Genomic DNA, 20,101 nt, shown 5'->3' on the forward strand with positions numbered 1-20,101 from the left:
ATTTCCTTTGCAGCTTTTAATCGGGGAGTGGCTTAATTATGGAATGATTTTGAGCAGATAAATAGCCGTTTAAGCATAGATAGGCTGTTATTTTTAACGTAAAAAAATCCAAAACACTTTCGCATTTTGGATTTCTGTATTAAAGCGCTGTCTTGATTAAAGGACAGGCTGCAAGGTCAGCATAGAGTGCATGAACTTGTTCCAGCTCTTCAAAGCGTAGCTGAGCCGTTAAAGAGTGGTATTTACCTGTACGTGAAGGCTGAACTTTTACTGAGTTGCCATCAAATTCAGGGAAGTGCTTCTGCAAAATATCAACAACAGCGACTCGAAGTTCATCCCCTGCATTACCAATCAATTTGATTGGATAGTCCATTGGGAAGACCCAAAGATGTTCTTGTAATTCACGAGAAGGAGTGCGGTCTAACATGAGCAACCTCTTAATTTGAAACGCCTGCATCAGTGCAGGCGCTTTTGATCTAATACATAGATGGGGATGAAGTGTTGAACTTCAAGTCTTGAGGAAGGGCCTTAACCCTCACTCAAGAGGTCCCAAAAGATTAGTCGTTTTCCAGGAATGAACGTAAGTGTTCAGAACGAGAAGGGTGGCGCAGCTTACGTAACGCTTTCGCTTCAATCTGACGAATACGTTCACGTGTTACGTCAAACTGTTTACCGACTTCTTCCAAAGTATGGTCGGTTGGCATATCGATACCAAAACGCATTTTCAATACTTTGGCTTCACGTTCAGTCAGGTTTTCAAGTACTTCACGGGTCGCTTCTTTTAAGCCTTCTGAGGTCGCTGCATCCACTGGAGAAGTGATGTTAGAGTCCTCAATGAAGTCACCAAGATGCGAATCTTCATCATCACCGATCGGTGTTTCCATCGAAATCGGTTCTTTCGCGATTTTAAGAACTTTACGAACTTTGACTTCGTCCATTTCCAGACGTTCGCCTAACTCTTCAGGAGTCGGTTCACGACCCATTTCCTGAAGAAGCTGACGTGACACACGGTTGATCTTGTTGATTGTCTCAATCATGTGTACTGGAATACGAATGGTACGGGCCTGATCCGCAATCGAACGGGTAATCGCCTGACGAATCCACCAGGTTGCATAGGTCGAGAATTTATAACCACGACGGTATTCAAACTTGTCTACGGCTTTCATCAAACCGATGTTACCTTCCTGGATCAAGTCAAGGAACTGTAAGCCACGGTTGGTGTATTTTTTCGCAATCGAAATCACCAGACGTAAGTTTGCTTCTACCATCTCTTTCTTGGCACGGCGTGCTTTGGCTTCGCCAACTGCCATACGCTTAGAAATCTCTTTGATGTCTTTAACGTTTAGGCCAAGATCATTCTCGATATCGGCAATCTTTTGCTGGAATGCCAATACGTCTGGACGTACTTTTTCCAGATGTGCTTTGGTTTCGGCAGGTGCTTTGGCAATCTGTTCATCTAACCAAGCAGGATTTGATTCTTGCTCAGGGAAGGTGGTACGGAACTGGTTACGGTCCATACGGCCACGACGCACTGCATAACGCATGATTTCACGTTCATTTGAACGGATCTGTTCATGGGTACCACGAATCATTTCTGAAATGATTTCGAATAGGCGCGGGGTAAATTTGAACATCATGAACACAGCAGCAAGTGCTTCGAGTGCCGCTTTCGCTTCTTCACTGTTACGGCCATGTTTTGCCACAACAGTTTTTGTTTCATTCCAAGCCGCTTCTAATTCCGAGAAACGAACTTTAGCAACCTCTGGGTCTGGACCTGAATCACCTTCAGAGTCATCATCACCTTCAGATTCTTCTTCTTCGTCATCATCATCAAGTTTGACGTCTTTGGCTTTAGATGAAGAATCTTTTTCTTCAGCTTCTTCTTCAATCTCAGCTTCTTCCAGAACTTCTGGAATATCTTCATCAGTTTCCGGGTCTAAATAACCAGAAAGAATATCGGCAAGACGGCGTTCGCCAGTTAAAAAATCATTATATTCTTGTAAAACAACTTCAACAGCATTTGGCCAGTAAGCAATCGAGTGTAAAACGTCACGAATACCTTCTTCGATGCGTTTTGCAATGCTAATTTCGCCTTCACGTGTAAGAAGTTCAACGGTACCCATTTCACGCATATACATACGTACAGGGTCAGTGGTACGACCAGGCTCACTTTCAACCGATGCTAATACGGCAGCAGCTTCTTCTTCGGCAACTTCGTCAGCAGCTTCGGTGGATTCACCAAACATGGTGTCATCAGTTTCTGGCGCACGTTCATGCACTGGAATACCAACGTCTTGAAGCATCTGGATGATGTCTTCAATCTGCTCACTTTCCGTAATTGAGTCTGGTAGATGATCGTTAACCTCAGCGTAAGTTAAATAACCTTGCTCTTTGCCTCGGCTAATCAGAGCCGCTACTTGCGAAGTAGGGGAATTCATATCGCTCATCTTTGCTTACTCTTTTGTTGAATCTGTGGCGGTGAAAAACCGTGCATGATAGCACAATTCACGGTGAATGTTTTGGATTTGATCCGTTTGCTCTAAATAAAAAATAGAATGGATTGCACGTTTGTTCATTGAATATGGGGTTAAGTCATAATTTTTCAAGCGTAATTCCTGTTTAAAGAACTTTTTTGATTGTTGATGTCCTTGGATTATAAATACACAAAAAAACTGCCGAAAAAAAGTACAAAACACGGTTTTATAGTAAAAAAAACAAATAAAACTTGACAAGGTGGGCCAAGACCGATAAATAGCGGCTAGACCCATTAACATTTTTTCATTAGAGGTACTTAGTGTCTTCTACAGATTTTGAACTAGATGATGATAACTACGGTGAAGATGATGTTGGTTTTGATGAGTCATCAGGAAAAATCAGCGCTAAAGAATCATTAGAAAAGCGCCGTTTAATTGATGACCTTTTAGCTCAACGTCGTTTAGAACGAGAATTAAAAGATTTTGACTATGATTTCGACGATGATGACCTTGACGACGAAGACTAAGCGAAATTGCTAAGACTTCACGCCCGAAAATGTTATGCTGTTGCCGATGTATTTTTAAAATTGGATTAAACAAAGAATGAGCACGTTAGATTTAGACTTATTGAGTAATTATCTTGACGGTGATCAAAACGAATACGGTCTAGATTTTGCAGCGACTCATGGCTTTTTGTGTGCAATTGCCGTTGGTCCACAATTTGATCGTTGGTTAGATGAACTTTTCGAAGGTAACCATAAGAAACTTCCTGCAGAAGTGCTTGAGCAGGTGAAGCTTTGGTTGGAATCGATTCGTCAGGATTTAGCCAATGAAAATGGAATCGAGTTTCCATTTGAAATCGAAGAAGCGGATGTCGAGTCAAGCTTGGGCGATTGGAGTGTGGGTTTTGTCGATGCAATGTTCCTGAATGAAGATGCATGGTTTGCACCTGAGTTTGAAGAACAGTTGATTGATTTAACTTTACCGATCATGGTCTTTAGCGGGATCGATGAAGAAGATCCACAAATGGAATCTTTCCGCCGTAATGGCCAGTTGATGGATGAGTTGGCAGAAGAAATTCCTGAAAACTTAAATGAACTTTACCTGATGTATCATACGCCAGCGTAATGGTGCATCCAGAGCAGCTTAAAAAAGCTGCTCTAGCAAAAGAAATATGAAAACGTCCCGAGTGGACGTTTTTTTAATGCTGGCTGTTATTATTAAAATCAGATAACACTATTTTATGCTGCCATCATCATGATGTGTTTAATTAAAAAGTCGCGATAAATAAACTGCATCCTAATCCGCTGAGTACAATGCCAATCAGACGATTAATAATAATCTGTTGAGACAGAATTTTATTTCTAATACTGGGTGTGGCACAGAAAAGCGCGATCAGGCAAAACCATAATAAGTGACTTGCAGACATAAAAAGACCATAGCCAAGAAGCTTAGCATTGCTATTTTCACTGTTCATGAGTTGAGAATAAATACTCATGACGAATAATGTGGTTTTAGGATTCAGGCTGTTGGTGAAAAAGCCATGCTTAAATGCTTGCCAGCGAGTAAGATCAATATGGCTTTCTTTGAATATCACTGCTGCTTGGGTAAATATTTTATAGCCAATATAAATCAGATAGGTCGCTCCAATATATTGGATCACTTGAATTAAACCGGGAATGTGATGCTGTAAAAAATTTAATCCAATCACACTGTATGCAACATGTACCCAGACACCACAGGCGATACCATAAGCTGTGCTGAGTCCTAAGCGGCGGCCATAGAGATAACTATTTCGGCTGACCAGGGCAAAATCTGCACCTGGACTCATGACGGCAAGTAAGGTGACCAAGCCAACCGCAATTATTTCATTCACTCATCTATTCCTGTGCGCATTATTTTAACAATTTCTATATTTTTCATATTCTTGTTATATTTAAAAACGAAATTTATTCTGGTCCATGCATGAGTTTTTGGAATGATTGAGCGTTTGTCTTTGAATTCGCTTAAATTTTTTTACTATGTCGCTCGTTATCAAAGTATGACGAGCGCCGCAGAACATTTATGTGTGACACAAGGTGCAGTCAGTAAGCAGCTTAAAAGCCTGGAAGAGATGCTTGGTTTTACCTTATTTATTCGTGAAGCACGAAAATTACGCTTAACCCAGCAAGGCGAGCTGCTGTTTGAATGCTGTCAGCATGTATTTCAACAGATAGACCAATGCTTAGTGCAGCTTAAGCAAACTGAAATAAAAAAGAATTTAGTGTTGTCCTGTGAACCGACGATTGCCATGAAATGGCTGATTCCACGTTTGGCACAATTTAAACAGCTTTATCCCGCCTTTGAAGTGAGCCTGCTCACGGCAGGAGGAGAGGTGGATTTTAGGACACAACACATTGATCTGGCCTTGAGGCGAGATGATTTTGATTGGGGGAATGCAATTTATAGTGAAAAGATTGCAGAAGAGCAGATGTTATCTGTAAAAGCAAAGCATACACAGTTTGCGGAAAACCAGATCTTTATTTCCAAGTCGAGGCCGCAGTTATGGCAGCAATTTAAGCAACATCAAACACAATTAAAGCATTTTAAACCCGCTCCTCTTGAGCATTTTTATTTGTGTATTGAAGCCTGTTTGGCAGGATTGGGTGCAACTGTGGTTTCGGCTTATATGGTAGAACGGGAAATTAAATATCATCTGCTAGAACCGATGACATCTGGCTATGCTGATGGTTCGTCTTACTATCTGTTATCAGCACAACCTTTTGAAGAGGATGTCCGAAAGTTATTGTTGAGAGATTGGCTGAGAGATGAAATGCACAACAGCCAGTTATGGTTGGCGGCCTTCAATCCCTTGGTTTTAGATTCATCAGATTAATCTGGTGGCGTTTGAATTAAGCTCTAGGTTTTTTGTTGAGATAAAACTTTTTAACTGCCCACCATGCAATATACACCATCATAATCAGCAAAATGATAGTGCTGATCCTTTGCATAATTAGACTCATCAATGCCTGATTCTGACTGAAGTGAAAACCCAAATAAGCCAGAAAACTGGTCCAGATCACGGTCCCAGCTGTACTGTAGAGCATGAATTTACTAAACGGCATTCGGCTCATGCCCGCAGGAATACTGATTAAAGACCGCACTGCCGGAATCATGCGGCCAAAGAATACAATACGATGCCCATGCTTATTGAACCACTCCAGTGCTTTATCTAAATCGGCAACCTGAATACGCAAGTACTTGCCATATCGTTCTATAAGCCTGACCAGACGAGGTTGAGGAACTTTGCGTCCAATCCAGTACAGCAGCATCGCTGCGAGTATGGAACCTGTGCTACCTGCCATGATGACACCGATGAGCGTCAGTTCACCTTTTGAGGCGGTATAGCCCGCTGAAGGCATAATAATTTCTGAAGGAATAGGCGGAAAAACATTGTCCAGAAACATTAAAAATGCGATACCTAAATATCCCAGTTTTTCCATGATGGAAAGCACCCATTGTTCCAGTCCCATAACGCCTTTATATAATTCATTTGATTGTTGTTTTTAGCATAGTTGTGCCGGGGCGATTGCTCAAGCAGTGAAACGTTACATCATTTTATCAAGCCCATAAAAAAGCCATAGTTTAACTATGGCCTGGAGAAATCTTTTTTTGTCGTTTACAGACGCTTGCGTTTAGCAGCGGCAATTTGTGACTGGCGCATACGGAAGCCTGCTTTTTGCTTATCGCTGGTTTTATCAATACAGTAAACACAAGACACACCATGTTCATAACTTGGCAGTTCAGCTTCAACTTTAGTCAGTGGCCAGCCACAAGCGTGACATTTGATGTTTTCGCCTTCTTCAACGCCGTGGGTAACAGCAGTACGGCCGTCGAATACAAAGCATTCACCTTCCCACATACTTTCTTCAGCAGGCGTTTCTTCGAGGTATTTAAGAATACCGCCTTTCAGGTGGTAGACTTCATTGAAACCTTCTTGAAGCAGGAGAGAAGTTGATTTTTCACAACGGATCCCACCGGTACAGAACATCGCAATTTTTTTGTCTTTGTGCTGTTCAAGATTTTGCTTGACGTATTCCGGGAATTCACGGAATGTTTCTGTTTTTGGGTCAATCGCACCCTTGAATGTACCTGCCTTATATTCGTAATCATTACGGGTATCAATCAGAATCACGTCATCACGGCTAATCAGCTCGTTCCATTCTTTAGGATCAAGGTAGTGGCCCACCAAGTCACGTGGCTTTACTTCAACACCTAAAGTTACAATTTCTTTTTTGAGCTTAATTTTCATTTTACGGAATGGTTTTTCAGAGCTTTCAGACTCTTTATATTCCATTGCGTTAAAACCTTCGTCCAAAAGAAATTGATGGATTGTATCAATGGCAGCGCGGTCACCTGCAACCGTACCGTTAATTCCTTCAGAAGCAACAATCAGAGTTCCACATAAATTGATGCGATTCACCAAGTCCAAAAGACGTTGTTGCAGACCTGCTGCATCTGAAACTTCTTTAAATTGATATAGTGCCGCAACAACCCAATTATTGGTCGCTTGCTGTTCTACAGGTGCAAGCTGTTCTACAGTAGCGTTCATGGATAACTCCAAATGTATTAAGATAGGAAAATAAGGCGCATATCTTAGCGTGAAATCTGAAAATAAGCGAGAAAACCATAAAATAAATATGGTTTTATAGGAGTTGGTTTTGAGTAATGATCGTCGAATTCCATCATTGACCCCATGTGCAGGGCGCTGTTCAACGGTATTTGGTGATCTGGTCTGTCGTGGTTGTCGTCGCTTTAATCACGAGGTAATTCAGTGGAATACCTATACGGCCGAGCAGCGTTTGATGGTGTGGAAGCGTTTAGATGCGCAGCTCGATCAGATCCTTGTGCCTTTATTGCCGCATGCAAACGTACAGCATGTTGAAGGCTTTATTCAAAATAAGCGAATTCGGGTCTTAGACAGCGCCACTACAGGTCGTAAGCTGTATCATGCTTTAAAGCTGTGCGAGAAGAATAAACATTTGGCCCATGAGAGTGGGCTTGGGATTGCTGATACACAGGTAAAACCGATCTGGGATGAGTTTGAACGTCGGGTACTGGCCTTGGCAAAAGCGAGTTATGAGTTGGCATGGTTACGTGCCGATGGCATCAGTAATACTTTAATGCGTGCTTTAGAGCTGGAAGAAGACGAGATTTAAGCAAGCACTTGTTATAGAAAATCTTATTGATCATGAGGTTTGTTGATAGACATCTAGCTCATCTTGTTCATATTTTGAGATTAGTTGATCTCCCTGTTATGAAACAGGTTGGATAGTTTTAAAGCGCTAGGGTTACGGGAAAAATATTGTGCCATGATCTGTTGATCTTGTTCACGAATCAAGCTGATTTTAAAACCATGTGTCGTCGTTCCAGAAGAACGCCCTTTAGATCGGTAGATCTTTTCAGTGATGCTATACATGTTTTTTCCATCACTAAAGCGTCGATCCTCCAGAGCTTGTAGTTGTATGGGTTGAGGAAAATGATAGAGCACTTTTAATCGTTGATAAAACTCATCATAGATATAAATGTTTTGCTGATCTGCAAAAATATAACTGAAATTTCCTGGATAGGGCTCACTGCTTTGGCTACCAATGAGTTGCAGGTGTGATAAATCAACAGGCGTTGTTCCCCAAAACTTATGCTCAGCGATATGAGGTAGTGGGTGTTCATTTAAATAAAAAGTTCGACCGTCTGTTGCTAGATGTAGGTTTTGACTAAAACGGTTGCTGCCACTAAAAATCTGCGTCTGTTGCGCATTTAACTTGCCCAGCTTTTTATCTTGATAATAAACCACCTGTTGATCGTGAATATATTGGCTGTTATTTGGAAATGCTTGGCTCTGTTGCGGATTTAAGTCTGTTAATGTTTTTGTTTTGTAGTAGACCTGTTGATCATCTTTGGCATAGAAATAGCCGAGTGCATTAAATTGTGGATGTAATATCGCAGTAAAACCAGCTGCATTTGCATTGGCTAGGGGCTTATCCTGAAAGTAAACCTGTTGACCATCTTTGGTGAAATCATTGCCTAAATAGTTTGTTTGTGCAGGATTTAATTGAGACAAGATGTGGTCTTGCCAGTAAACATGTTGTGGTGTTTTACCGACATTGCTATACAGCTCATCGGCACGATCAGCAAGATGACTTAAAGCCAAGCCTGTAAATTGATTGGCACTCGCAGCGGGAAGTAGAAATGTGCCTTGGCCTTGTTTAAAAATATAGACCTGATTCTGGAATGTTTCGAAATTGGTGCCGGAGATTGACTGGGTTTGTTGATGAGGCAAATCAACGCTGCCATCGTTAAATTCATGCCAGAGGAGGCAGCCCATAAAAAGGCTAAAACTGGCTAAAATAACAAGGATTAATCCAACTGTAAGCCATCTTTGTTTTCTCTGAAAAGAGGCTAGCGCCTGTTGATCTGCAATTATGCTAATGATGTCAACATGGGTTTTCTTGTTGATACTTGCATTGCTGGTACGTTGTAATTGTTGCTGTTTAGCGAGAGCTTCCAGTTTTTTCCAAAACTGTAAAAACTCACTGTGTTGTTGGGTTAAAGTGGCAGGCCACATCCATGAATTGAAATAAAAATATTGCCGATAAGGTACTGTTTTGGTCAGCAGGTTTAAGCTATGGATCTGGGCATGATGTTGTCGCAGTTGAATATGAATTAAATCTTGCCAAGGATAAAAATAAGTCTGCGCTGATTTTTCTAGACCGAGACCTTGCCGATAGAGTTTAAACGTAATCGTTTGTTTTAAATATTTTTGATAAAGCTGGTTATATAGATAAAGAACAGGTAGCAATAGACCCAACATCAACGCAATATTAAGCAATTGGGCAAAGAAGGGGAGAATTTGATAAAAATAATAAAGGCTAAAATCGTAGAAGCAGTAAACCAAAAATAACCAGCTCAGAAGGATTAGCGCCAAAAACAGCACAAATGACGGAATCTTCATTTCGTATGCTGTGATTGTTGTTTCGTATAAAACAGCGGACTTTTTGTTCATTGCTTCAATGTTTTAGTGGGACGTATATAAAGATATATAGGTGTTATTTTTCTCAAGCATAACGGATAAAACAAAAAAAGGATGCATAAGCATCCTTTTTTATCAACGCTAATATGAATTAACGTTTGATGTCGCGCTGCGTCGAGCCTGTGTAAAGCTGACGTGGACGACCGATTTTGTACGGACCGCTGTGCATTTCTAACCAGTGGCTGATCCAGCCTACTGTACGTGCAAGCGCGAAGATTACCGTAAACATTTCTGTTGGGATACCAATCGCTTTTAAGATGATACCTGAGTAGAAATCTACGTTCGGGTAAAGCTTACGTTCTACGAAGTACGGATCGCTAAGCGCAATACGCTCAAGTTCCATAGCAAGTTGCAATTGTGGATCGTTGATGCCTAAAGCTTCAAGAACTTCATCACAAGTCTGTTTCATGACTTTAGCGCGTGGGTCGAAGTTTTTGTAAACACGGTGACCGAAGCCCATGAGTTTAACTTCTTTACGCTTCACTTTTTCCATGAATTCAGCAACGTTTTCTACGCTACCAATTTCATCAAGCATCTTAAGTACAGCTTCGTTTGCACCACCGTGAGCAGGTCCCCAAAGTGCCGAGATACCAGCAGAGATACATGCATACGGATTCGCACCAGTAGAACCGGCAAGACGAACTGTAGAAGTAGATGCATTTTGTTCGTGGTCAGCATGAAGCGTGAAGATACGATCCATTGCACGTGACAGAACAGGATTTACCTTGTAATCACGGTCAGCAGGCGTTGCAAACATCATGTGTAAGAAGTTTTCTGCATAACCAAGATCATTACGTGGGTAAATGAATGGTTGACCTACAGTGTACTTGTAGCTCCATGCTGCAAGGGTAGGGATTTTTGCGATTAAACGAATCGCAGTAATTTCACGGTGATTTACATCTTCGATGTCTAAACCATTGTGATAGAACGCAGATAACGCACCAACAACACCAACCATTATCGCCATCGGATGAGCATCACGACGGAAACCATTGAAGAAACGGCTGACTTGATCGTGAACCATGGTATGGTTACGTACTTTAGCGTCAAATTCTGTCTTTTGTTCAGCATTTGGAAGTTCGCCATTTAATAATAAATAACAAGTTTCCAAGTAGTCTGCTTGAGTCGCTAATTGATCAATCGGATAGCCACGGTGTAATAACACACCTTTGTCACCATCAATGAATGTGATCTTAGATTCGCAAGCCGCTGTCGCCATAAAACCAGGATCGAAAGTAAAGTGACCTGATGCTAATACATCTTTAACGTCAATTACATCTGGGCCCAATGTGCCGCTGTAAATTGGTAATTCAATTTCTTTGCCATCAAGCTGTAATACGGCTTTTTTGCCAGTTGCTGCAGACATTCAATAGATCTCCTGTCCTGGTGAATGATTATCTGACTCGAAATACTAATCTTGTCATGTGCGAATCAGACGGTGTCAAAATTTGCTATAAGATTAGTGGCTACTAAAATTTTGTCAATTATACTTAGGGATAAAAAATGACGTTGCTACAGTCAATTAGTCATTCAGTATCGAAGAAAAAACTGAGTAAAATCACAGCACCGGTCGAGTATAATATGTCAAATTAAGATTTAGGTGCAGAAAAAAAATGAAGCATCAGTCCAATTGTAAGTAAATTTTTAGAGAGGCAATATTTTGCTGCTTATAAAATAAATACTTATCGCTTTTCAAAAGCCTGTGTTTCCCTATGCTTAGCCTGTACTGGTCATTAAAAAAACAATTAAAAACGTGACTTTTAAACTAATAATTGATTCATTTTGGTGCAATTGATTGTATGAAAAATGACTGATCGATTTCTACGTCTCACTTATAAAAATAGATTATTAATTGATTATATTTAATATATAAATGAGCACTATTATTTTGAAGTATGCATAAACTGTGATTATTTGGACAAATAAAAACTTAAAAACGAATTATTTTGAGAAAATATAAGAAAAGAATTTATTAAATTAGAAACTATCCATAAAAAATAGTATCTTAATTTTATCATTACAAAACAACTAGATAGTATTTTTTGTCTGAGCATGTGGTTTTTTTGGTCATTATTATGCATGTGAATGATTCTTATTTAAAGTTTTTTTCGACTAAAGCGAAAGCTGATTGTTTGTATTTTGATATTTCACGTTTTATAATTCGATGTCGTTTATAGGTTAGGCATGTGCTGTGCTTGCCTAACAATGCCAGCTTTCCTTTGAATTAATTCAAACAAACTCCGGATGGAGTTTCTACCTACAGGATGCCCGCTGTGAAAAGCAACAGACCTGTCAATTTGTCCATGGGTCAGGTGTTAGCGGTAAATTTACGCTCACCCGTGGCTATTGCATCAATTCTACACCGTCTATCAGGTGTAATCGTTTTCTTATTAGTCGCTGTTCTTTTATGGATTTTGGATAAATCTTTATCTTCACCAGAAGGATTTGACTACGTTAAAAATGTCGTTTTCGGAAATATCCTTGTACGTTTTGTCGTATGGGTATTTGTAGCTGGATTAATTTTCCACCTAATCGCAGGAATCAAGCATTTACTTGCTGACCTCGGTTTCGCTGAAGAATTACAAAGCGGTCGTATCGCGGCTACAGTTTCATTGATCTTATCTGTGATCGGTATCGTCGCAGCCTTTGTATGGATTATGTTCTAATGAAAAGTGCTACAGGTTTAACAGGTTCAGGTTCACGCGATTGGTATATCCAGCGTATCAGTGCTGTAGTGTTAGCTGCATACACTATTGTTTTATTAGGCTGGATCCTTTGCCATAGCGGATTTGGTTATGAACAATGGGCTGGCTTTATGCTGACTTTGCCAATGAAGATCTTTTCTTTATTAGCAGTATTATCGCTGGTTGCACACGCTTGGATTGGTATGTGGCAAGTCTTTACTGATTATGTAACGACTCGTCAAATGGGTCCTTCAGCTTCAGGTTTACGCCTTGTACTTACTTCTGCTGTCATTATTTCAGTGATCGTGTACGCAATCTGGGGTATCCAGATTTTCTGGGCAAATTGATAGGAAGAGATCATGGGCGCTATTAACCCTAAAGAAGATTATTCAAATATTCAAAACCTCACTTTCGATGCTGTTATCGTCGGTGGTGGTGGTTCTGGTATGCGCGCTGCTTACCAACTTGCTCAAGCGGGTTTAAAAGTTGCGGTATTGACCAAAGTATTCCCGACACGTTCGCATACGGTTGCTGCCCAAGGTGGTATTGGTGCGTCGTTAGGTAACATGCAAGAAGATAACTGGCACTATCACTTCTATGACACGGTTAAAGGTTCTGACTGGTTAGGCGATCAGGACGCAATCGAGTTCATGACCCGTGAAGCGCCAAAAGTTGTTTACGAGCTTGAACACTTGGGTATGCCGTTTGACCGTAACCAAGATGGTACGATCTATCAGCGTCCATTCGGTGGTCACTCTGCTAACTACGGTGAAAAAGCGGTTCCACGTGCGTGTGCTGCTGCCGACCGTACAGGTCATGCGTTATTGCATACCTTGTACCAAAGCAACGTGAAAATGGGCACCCAGTTCTACGTTGAGTGGATTGCATTAGACTTGATCCGTAACGAAGCGGGTGATGTGCTTGGTGTGACTGCCATTGACCAGGAAACCGGTAACATCGCGGTATTCCAAGCTAAAGCAACCTTATTTGCTACCGGTGGTGCGGGTCGTGTTTATCGCGCATCTACAAACGCATATATCAATACTGGTGACGGTCTTGGTATGGCTGCTCGTGCAGGTATTCCATTACAGGATATGGAATTCTGGCAATTCCACCCAACGGGTGTTGCGGGCGCAGGTGTATTGTTAACCGAAGGTTGCCGTGGTGAAGGTGCGATTCTTCGTAACAAAGACGGCGAACCATTCATGGAACGTTATGCACCGACTTTAAAAGACTTGGCGCCACGTGACTTCGTATCACGTTCTATGGACCAGGAAATTAAAGAAGGTCGTGGTTGTGGTCCTAAAGCGGATTATATCTTGCTAGATATGACGCATTTAGGTGCTGAAACAATCATGAAACGTCTGCCATCTGTTTATGAGATTGGTAAGAAGTTCGCAAACGTTGACTGTACCAAAGAACCGATTCCGGTAGTACCAACAATCCATTATCAAATGGGTGGTATTCCAACCAACATTCATGGTCAAGTGGTTGTGCCGCATGGTGTGGAAGAGGGTGAATTCTCTGCGCACTACGATAAGGATACTAAAGAGTATTCTTATAAAGGTACGCGTGACTATGTGAAGCCGGTAAAAGGTTTCTACGCGATTGGTGAATGTTCTTGCGTATCGGTACATGGTGCAAACCGTTTAGGTACCAACTCATTGCTTGACCTTGTGGTATTTGGTAAAGCGGCGGGCGAACACATCATTGATTACGTGACCAAACATCATGGCGATGACTATGCACCGCTTCCAACAGATGTATTGGTTAATACCTTAGAGCGTGTACGTAAACTGGATGAATCAACGACTGGTGAAAATGCACAAGAAGTTGCTGATGCAATCCGTGACATCGTACAAGATCACGCAGGTGTATTCCGTACCCAAGCGTTGCTTGACAAAGGCGTGAAAGAAATCCTGGCGATTGAACCACGCGTACGTAACATTCATTTAAAAGACAAGTCTCGCGTATTTAACACTGCACGTGTTGAAGCGTTAGAAGTTGAAAACTTGTATGAAGTTGCGAAGGCGACCCTGATTTCTGCTGCTGCACGTAAAGAATGTCGTGGTGCGCATACCGTGGTTGACTATGAGTTAGCACCGGATCACCCAACTTACTCTTACGGTCGCCGTGATGATGAGTGGATGAAGCATACTTTATGGTATTCATCAGACAACCGTCTTGAATATAAGCCAGTGCGTTTCAGCCCGTTAACGGTTGAAGCAATCGAACCTAAACCACGTACATTCTAATCGGGAGAACCAAGATGAGTAGAGGCACTCGTACATTCGAAATCTACCGCTATGATCCTGATAAGGATAAAGCGCCGTACATGCAAACCTTCAAACTTGAGTTAACCGACAAGCACCGTATGTTGCTTGACGCGTTACTTGCGTTGAAAGTGCAGGATGAATCATTAACATTCCGCCGCTCTTGCCGTGAAGGTATTTGTGGTTCGGATGGTGTGAACATCAATGGTAAAAACGGTTTGGCGTGCTTGTGGAACTTGAACGACTTGCCAGAGAAGATTGTAATCCGTCCTTTACCAGGTTTACCTGTGGTAAAAGACTTGGTTGTAGACATGAACCAGTTCTATGACCAATATGACAAGATTCAGCCGTTCTTGATCAATAACCAGCCAGCGCCGGCAAAAGAACGTTTACAGTCTCAAGAAGAGCGTGAACACTTAGATGGCCTATATGAATGTATTCTTTGTGCATGTTGTTCAACTTCATGCCCATCATTCTGGTGGAACCCTGATAAGTTCCTTGGACCATCTGCATTGTTAAATGCGTATCGCTTTATCATTGACTCTCGTGATACAGCAACACAAGAGCGTTTGGCTCGTTTAGACGATCCGTTCTCTTTGTTCCGTTGTAAAGGGATCATGAACTGTGTATCTGTATGTCCTAAAGGTTTGAACCCGACAAAGGCAATTGGTCACATTCGTAACATGTTATTAGATCAAGCGGGTTAATTCGTTTTTTCTAAGCCAGAAAGGGGCCCCGCAAGGGGCTTCTTTTTTTATTTTGCGAAAGCTTAACGACTGGTTGAAAAGTAACTGCCTGAGTAAAACCTGACTTGAATTTGAGAAATTTAGCCTCAAATATTTATGGATTTTGTTGCTAATTAAAATCATCAAAATCGATATGGTGACTAGGTTGATTTATTTTTAATCAAACTGGATGCGCTTTGTGCAATATTTGTAGAGAATGTTTATTTTTGATCGATTGGAGTGCAACTTTTATCAAAAGGGCGGTATATTAGAATATAATTTGATATGTGTATTTCGCTGCTTTATAGGTGGTATGTGTCAAAAAAATCAATCCAAGCTTGAGAACATGTTAGGATTTCTGCCACAACTGGAATCAAAAAATAAGCAGATTCTTGGGCTTATCAATTAAGAAAGCCTTCAAGATTTGTACAGGTTTTAGTAAAAAAGTCAATTTAGAAAAGTTAAAAATTTAGTTAATTTTTCTAAAATGATTTGCAAAAAATTGCTCGATTTCATCGAGTATGAAGAATGAGTTATGTGCCTTGAATTGAAGGTGCATGGCTCATTTGTTACATCACAGGGATTACTCCTGATGTGTAGTAATAATGTCTCAGGGTTGGATTACCTTGGGTAGTAGTGTCGTGTTACCAATTTGGCACTATGAATCATGGGTGTGCTTAAAAGGCAGCCTGTATTATTTTTTGCAATAGGAAATGGGTCCAAAAATGCAAGAAGTTGCTGACGCATTGCGTCTTGACACTGAACTTTCCGCTGATAGTGCAGCGTATATTGAAGAGCTATACGAACAGTACCTAACTTCTCCAACCTCAGTGTCAGAGGATTGGCGTGAATATTTCGATAAATACCCTAAAGGTGATCAACCACACGGCAGTGTGCGCGAGCAATTCCTCCTTCTGGGCCGTAATGCAAGCCGAGTTCAACCTGTTGTTCAAAGCACTGTAAGTACAGAACATGAGCGTCGTCAAATTGGTGTATTACAACTCATCGCTGCTTACCGTAACCGTGGTCATCAAAAAGCTAAACTCGATCCATTAGGTCTTGCGAAACGCGAAGACGTTCCTGACCTCGATTTATCTGCTCACGGTTTAACCAAATCTGATCTTGATACTGTATTTAATACAGGCAACCTCGCCATTGGAAAAGCAGAAGCAACCTTGTCTGAAATGGTTGAAGCCATGGAAGCAACGTACTGCGGTTCAATTGGTGCAGAATATATGCATATCGTTGACACTAAAGAAAAGCGTTGGATTCAACAGCGTCTGGAAAGTGTTCGCGGCAAATTCAACTATACCAATGATCAGAAAAAAGGTTTCCTAGAGCGTTTAACTGCTGCTGAAGGCCTGGAAAAGTATCTCGGTAATAAATTCGTTGGTGCAAAACGTTTTGGTGTAGAAGGCGGTGAGTCTTTTATTCCAATGATGAACGAAATCATTCAACGTGCTGGTAGCGTCGGTTGTAAAGAAGTTGTGATTGGTATGCCACACCGTGGTCGTCTCAACCTGCTTGTCAACATCATGGGTAAAAACCCGGCTGATCTTTTCGGTGAGTTCGAAGGCAAGAGCCTGCATAAAAAAGGTTCAGGTGATGTGAAGTATCACCAAGGCTTCTCTTCAAACGTCATGACACCAGGCGGCGAAGTTCACTTGGCATTGGCGTTTAACCCATCGCACTTGGAAATCGTTGGTCCAGTGGTTGAAGGTTCTGTTCGTGCGCGTCAAGTACGTCGTAAAGACATTGGCGGTGATGACGTTCTTCCTGTTATCGTTCATGGTGATGCTGCGTTTGCAGGTCAAGGTGTGAATCAGGAAACTTTCCAGATGTCACAAACCCGTGGTTACACAGTGGGCGGTACAGTCCATATCGTGATCAATAACCAAGTGGGCTTCACGACTTCTGATCCACGTGATACACGTTCTACCGAATACTGTACTGACGTTGCGAAAATGATTCAGTCACCGATTTTCCATGTAAACGGTGATGATCCTGAAGCGGTTATTTTTGCCACTCAAATTGCACATGACTTCCGTCATGAATTCCGTAAAGATGTCATTCTGGACTTGTTCTGCTACCGCCGTCGCGGTCACAACGAGGCGGATGAGCCATCTGCAACACAACCATTGATGTATCAAGTCATCAGCAAGAAAGCAACAACTCGTACTTTGTATGCTGATCAGCTGGTTCAGGAAAAAATTCTTGACCGTGCAAGTGCTGATGCCATGGTTGAAGACTACCGTTCTGATCTGGAAGCGGGTAACCACGTTGCCAATGCACTGGTTCGTGAGCCGAACAAAAAAATGTTTGTGGATTGGACGCCATACTTGGGCCATGAATACACAGACATCTGGGATACAACATTCAGCATTGACCGTTTGAAAGAGCTTGGTCAGAAGATGAATACATTGCCGGAAGGTTTTGTATTACAGCGTCAAGTTCAAAAAGTCATCGATGACCGTGCGAAAATGCAAACAGGCGAAATGCCATTGAACTGGGGTGCGGCTGAAACCTTAGCTTATGCAACTTTGCTTGATGATGGCTTCTTGGTACGTATCACCGGTGAAGACGTAGGTCGTGGTACATTCTCGCACCGTCATGCGAAATTGCACAATCAGGTAGATGGTTCAGTTTATATTCCGCTTTGCCATATCAAAGAGAATCAGCCACGTACTGCGGTTTATGACTCTTTATTGTCTGAAGAAGCTGTACTGGCATTTGAATACGGTTACTCAACCACTTTGCCGAAAAGCTTGATCGTTTGGGAAGCGCAGTTCGGTGACTTCGCAAACTGTGCGCAAGTTGTAATTGACCAGTTTATCGCTTCGGGTGAAACCAAGTGGGAGCGTGTTTGTGGTCTTACCATGTTGTTGCCACACGGTTATGAAGGTCAAGGTCCAGAGCATTCATCTGCACGTTTAGAGCGTTTCTTGCAGCTTTGTGCTGAAGACAACATGCAGGTAATGACCCCAACGACTCCTGCGCAAATTTTCCATGCGTTACGTCGTCAGGCAGTTCGTCCGATTCGTAAGCCAATGATTGTAATGTCACCAAAATCATTACTACGTCATAAACTTGCGACTTCAACACTTGATGAATTGGCAAACGGTTCATTCCAAACCGTGATCGATGAAATTGATCAAATCAATAAAGCAGACGTAACTCGCTTAGTGCTTTGTGGTGGTAAGGTTTATTACGACTTGCTTGAAAAACGTCGTGAACTTGGTCTTAACCATGTTGCGATCGTTCGTATCGAACAATTGTATCCATACCCAGAACAACGCTTGGCTGAAGTTATGGCTGAGTATCCAAACATTCAAGAACTTGTTTGGGCACAAGAAGAGCCGAAGAACCAAGGCGCTTGGTTATTCATCGTTCCTCGCTTGTATGAAGACGTTCTTAAATCTGGTAAACAAATCCGTATTAGCTATGCTGGTCGTGAAGCATCTGCCGCACCTGCTTGTGGCTCGCCATACTTGCATGCAAAACAACAAGCTCAGCTCATCAATGACGCACTTGCTATTGAAGTTGAACAATCAGGAGATTCTAAATAATGGCAACCGAAATTAAAGCACCGGTATTTCCAGAGTCAGTTGCTGACGGTACGATCGCAACTTGGCACAAGAAAGTAGGTGAACCTGTATCACGTGATGAAGTGATCTGTGACATTGAAACCGATAAAGTTGTTTTAGAAGTGGTTGCTCCAGCTGATGGTAGCCTTGTTGCAATCATCAAAGATGAAGGCGATACCGTTCTTTCTGACGAAGTGATTGCTCAATTCGAAGCTGGTGCTGTTTCTGCGGCTGCTCCTGAAGCTGCTGCACCAGCAGAAGCGGCGCCTGCTGCATCTGCACCTGCGGCTGCTGCATCAACTCAACCGGTTGATCAAAACCAGGCACCTGCAGTACGTAAAGCATTGTCTGAAACTGGTATCAATGCTGCTGACGTTCAAGGTACAGGCCGTGGTGGTCGCATCACTAAAGAAGATGTTGCGAACCATAAGCCAGCTGCATCAGTTCAACCATTAAGCGTTGCTGTAGGCGAGCGTATCGAGAAACGTGTTCCAATGACACGTTTACGTAAGCGTGTTGCTGAGCGTTTATTGGCGGCTACACAACAAACTGCAATGTTAACTACGTTCAACGAAGTGAACATGAAGCCAATCATGGAAATGCGTAAGCAATATAAAGATGCTTTCGAAAAACGTCATGGTGCTCGTTTAGGCTTTATGTCTTTCTTCGTTAAAGCGGCAACTGAAGCATTAAAACGCTACCCAGCTGTAAACGCATCTATTGATGGCGACGATATCGTTTATCACGGTTTCTATGACATCGGTGTAGCTGTTTCTTCTGACCGTGGTCTGGTTGTTCCTGTACTTCGTGATACTGACCGTATGAACTATGCAGAAGTTGAAAACGGTATCCGTGACTATGCATTTAAAGCACGTGACGGTAAGTTAGGCATCGAAGACATGACTGGTGGTACGTTCACAATCACCAACGGTGGTACTTTCGGTTCATTGCTTTCAACACCTATTTTAAACCAGCCACAAACTGCAATCTTGGGTATGCATAAAATCCAAGAGCGTCCTATGGCGGTGAATGGTCAAGTTGAAATCTTGCCAATGATGTATTTAGCGCTTTCTTATGACCACCGTTTAATCGATGGTAAAGAAGCGGTAGGTTTCTTGGTAACAATCAAAGAATTGTTAGAAGAGCCAGCTAAACTCATTCTTGACCTATAATTTTTTATTTAAAAATCCCCCTAAGTCCCTCTTGAATTACAAGAGGGACTTTCACAAGTCTGATGAGTTTCTGGGTTTGTGAAATTTCTTCTCTGATAAAAGAAGATAGGGGAGATTCAT

The 20,101-nt window shown here is 41.8% G+C and carries 17 protein-coding genes; 10 read left to right on the forward strand and 7 right to left on the reverse strand.

Features of this window, described 5'->3' with window-relative positions:
- Positions 1–139: 139 nt before the first annotated feature.
- Positions 140–427: a YbeD family protein gene (locus MSG93_RS09735; protein ID WP_004775193.1), complete on the reverse strand. Its 288-nt coding sequence runs from the start codon at positions 425–427 to the stop codon at positions 140–142.
- Positions 428–557: 130 nt separating this feature from the next.
- Positions 558–2,447, reverse strand: coding sequence for an RNA polymerase sigma factor RpoD (gene rpoD / locus MSG93_RS09740; protein ID WP_324621568.1), 1,890 nt, complete (start codon positions 2,445–2,447; stop codon positions 558–560).
- Between the two features lie 347 nt (positions 2,448–2,794).
- Here rpoD and MSG93_RS09745 point away from each other — a divergent pair, with 347 nt between their 5' ends.
- Together MSG93_RS09745 and MSG93_RS09750 are read left to right on the forward strand one after the other, a co-directional pair.
- Positions 2,795–3,001: a PA3496 family putative envelope integrity protein gene (locus MSG93_RS09745; RefSeq protein ID WP_004775189.1), complete on the forward strand. Its 207-nt coding sequence runs from the start codon at positions 2,795–2,797 to the stop codon at positions 2,999–3,001.
- 76 nt (positions 3,002–3,077) lie between these two features.
- Positions 3,078–3,602, forward strand: a complete 525-nt coding sequence (locus MSG93_RS09750) for a YecA family protein (RefSeq protein WP_005227080.1) — start codon at positions 3,078–3,080, stop codon at positions 3,600–3,602.
- Positions 3,603–3,744: 142 nt separating this feature from the next.
- Here MSG93_RS09750 and MSG93_RS09755 read toward each other — a convergent pair whose 3' ends face one another.
- Positions 3,745–4,350 (reverse strand): LysE family translocator, encoded by a 606-nt coding sequence (locus MSG93_RS09755; RefSeq protein WP_032874954.1) that lies wholly within the window; start codon positions 4,348–4,350, stop codon positions 3,745–3,747.
- Positions 4,351–4,452: 102 nt separating this feature from the next.
- On the opposite strand from MSG93_RS09755, the gene MSG93_RS09760 reads away from it, so the two are divergent.
- Entirely contained in the window at positions 4,453–5,349 is an 897-nt protein-coding gene (locus tag MSG93_RS09760) for a LysR family transcriptional regulator (protein WP_324621569.1), read from the forward strand.
- A 16-nt stretch (positions 5,350–5,365) separates the two neighbouring features.
- Here MSG93_RS09760 and MSG93_RS09765 read toward each other — a convergent pair whose 3' ends face one another.
- Complete coding sequence (locus tag MSG93_RS09765) at positions 5,366–5,986, reverse strand: DedA family protein (RefSeq protein ID WP_324621570.1); 621 nt, start codon at positions 5,984–5,986, stop codon at positions 5,366–5,368.
- A gap of 146 nt (positions 5,987–6,132) precedes the next feature.
- Positions 6,133–7,065 carry a rhodanese-related sulfurtransferase gene (locus MSG93_RS09770; protein ID WP_005288517.1) on the reverse strand — a complete coding sequence of 311 codons (933 nt, stop codon included), beginning with the start codon at positions 7,063–7,065 and terminating at the stop codon, positions 6,133–6,135.
- A 109-nt stretch (positions 7,066–7,174) separates the two neighbouring features.
- Between MSG93_RS09770 and MSG93_RS09775 the strand changes: the two genes are divergently transcribed.
- Positions 7,175–7,672: a DUF1289 domain-containing protein gene (locus tag MSG93_RS09775; protein WP_202740957.1), complete on the forward strand. Its 498-nt coding sequence runs from the start codon at positions 7,175–7,177 to the stop codon at positions 7,670–7,672.
- Between the two features lie 80 nt (positions 7,673–7,752).
- Here MSG93_RS09775 and MSG93_RS09780 read toward each other — a convergent pair whose 3' ends face one another.
- Both MSG93_RS09780 and gltA read right to left on the reverse strand, forming a co-directional pair.
- Positions 7,753–9,516, reverse strand: coding sequence for a DKNYY domain-containing protein (locus MSG93_RS09780; RefSeq protein WP_324621571.1), 1,764 nt, complete (start codon positions 9,514–9,516; stop codon positions 7,753–7,755).
- Between the two features lie 118 nt (positions 9,517–9,634).
- Entirely contained in the window at positions 9,635–10,909 is a 1,275-nt protein-coding gene (gene gltA / locus MSG93_RS09785) for a citrate synthase (RefSeq protein WP_005227086.1), read from the reverse strand.
- 898 nt (positions 10,910–11,807) lie between these two features.
- Between gltA and sdhC the strand changes: the two genes are divergently transcribed.
- The 6 genes from sdhC (at position 11,808) to odhB (ending at position 19,981) form a co-directional block, all read left to right on the forward strand.
- Positions 11,808–12,209, forward strand: coding sequence for a succinate dehydrogenase, cytochrome b556 subunit (gene sdhC / locus MSG93_RS09790; RefSeq protein WP_050441709.1), 402 nt, complete (start codon positions 11,808–11,810; stop codon positions 12,207–12,209).
- Positions 12,209–12,574 carry a succinate dehydrogenase, hydrophobic membrane anchor protein gene (gene sdhD / locus MSG93_RS09795; protein WP_005227090.1) on the forward strand — a complete coding sequence of 122 codons (366 nt, stop codon included), beginning with the start codon at positions 12,209–12,211 and terminating at the stop codon, positions 12,572–12,574. The genes sdhC and sdhD overlap by 1 nt, the downstream gene beginning before the upstream one ends.
- A 12-nt stretch (positions 12,575–12,586) precedes the next feature.
- Positions 12,587–14,482 (forward strand): succinate dehydrogenase flavoprotein subunit, encoded by a 1,896-nt coding sequence (sdhA, locus tag MSG93_RS09800; RefSeq protein ID WP_005227091.1) that lies wholly within the window; start codon positions 12,587–12,589, stop codon positions 14,480–14,482.
- A gap of 14 nt (positions 14,483–14,496) precedes the next feature.
- Positions 14,497–15,207 carry a succinate dehydrogenase iron-sulfur subunit gene (locus MSG93_RS09805; protein ID WP_005227092.1) on the forward strand — a complete coding sequence of 237 codons (711 nt, stop codon included), beginning with the start codon at positions 14,497–14,499 and terminating at the stop codon, positions 15,205–15,207.
- A gap of 743 nt (positions 15,208–15,950) precedes the next feature.
- Positions 15,951–18,791, forward strand: coding sequence for a 2-oxoglutarate dehydrogenase E1 component (locus MSG93_RS09815; protein WP_324621572.1), 2,841 nt, complete (start codon positions 15,951–15,953; stop codon positions 18,789–18,791).
- Positions 18,791–19,981: a 2-oxoglutarate dehydrogenase complex dihydrolipoyllysine-residue succinyltransferase gene (odhB, locus tag MSG93_RS09820; protein ID WP_005227096.1), complete on the forward strand. Its 1,191-nt coding sequence runs from the start codon at positions 18,791–18,793 to the stop codon at positions 19,979–19,981. Before MSG93_RS09815 ends, odhB begins: the two co-directional genes overlap by 1 nt.
- Positions 19,982–20,101: the final 120 nt, after the last annotated feature.

It is taken from the genome of Acinetobacter sp. IK40, from assembly GCF_035615075.1.
Classification (GTDB): Bacteria; Pseudomonadota; Gammaproteobacteria; order Pseudomonadales; family Moraxellaceae; genus Acinetobacter; species Acinetobacter courvalinii.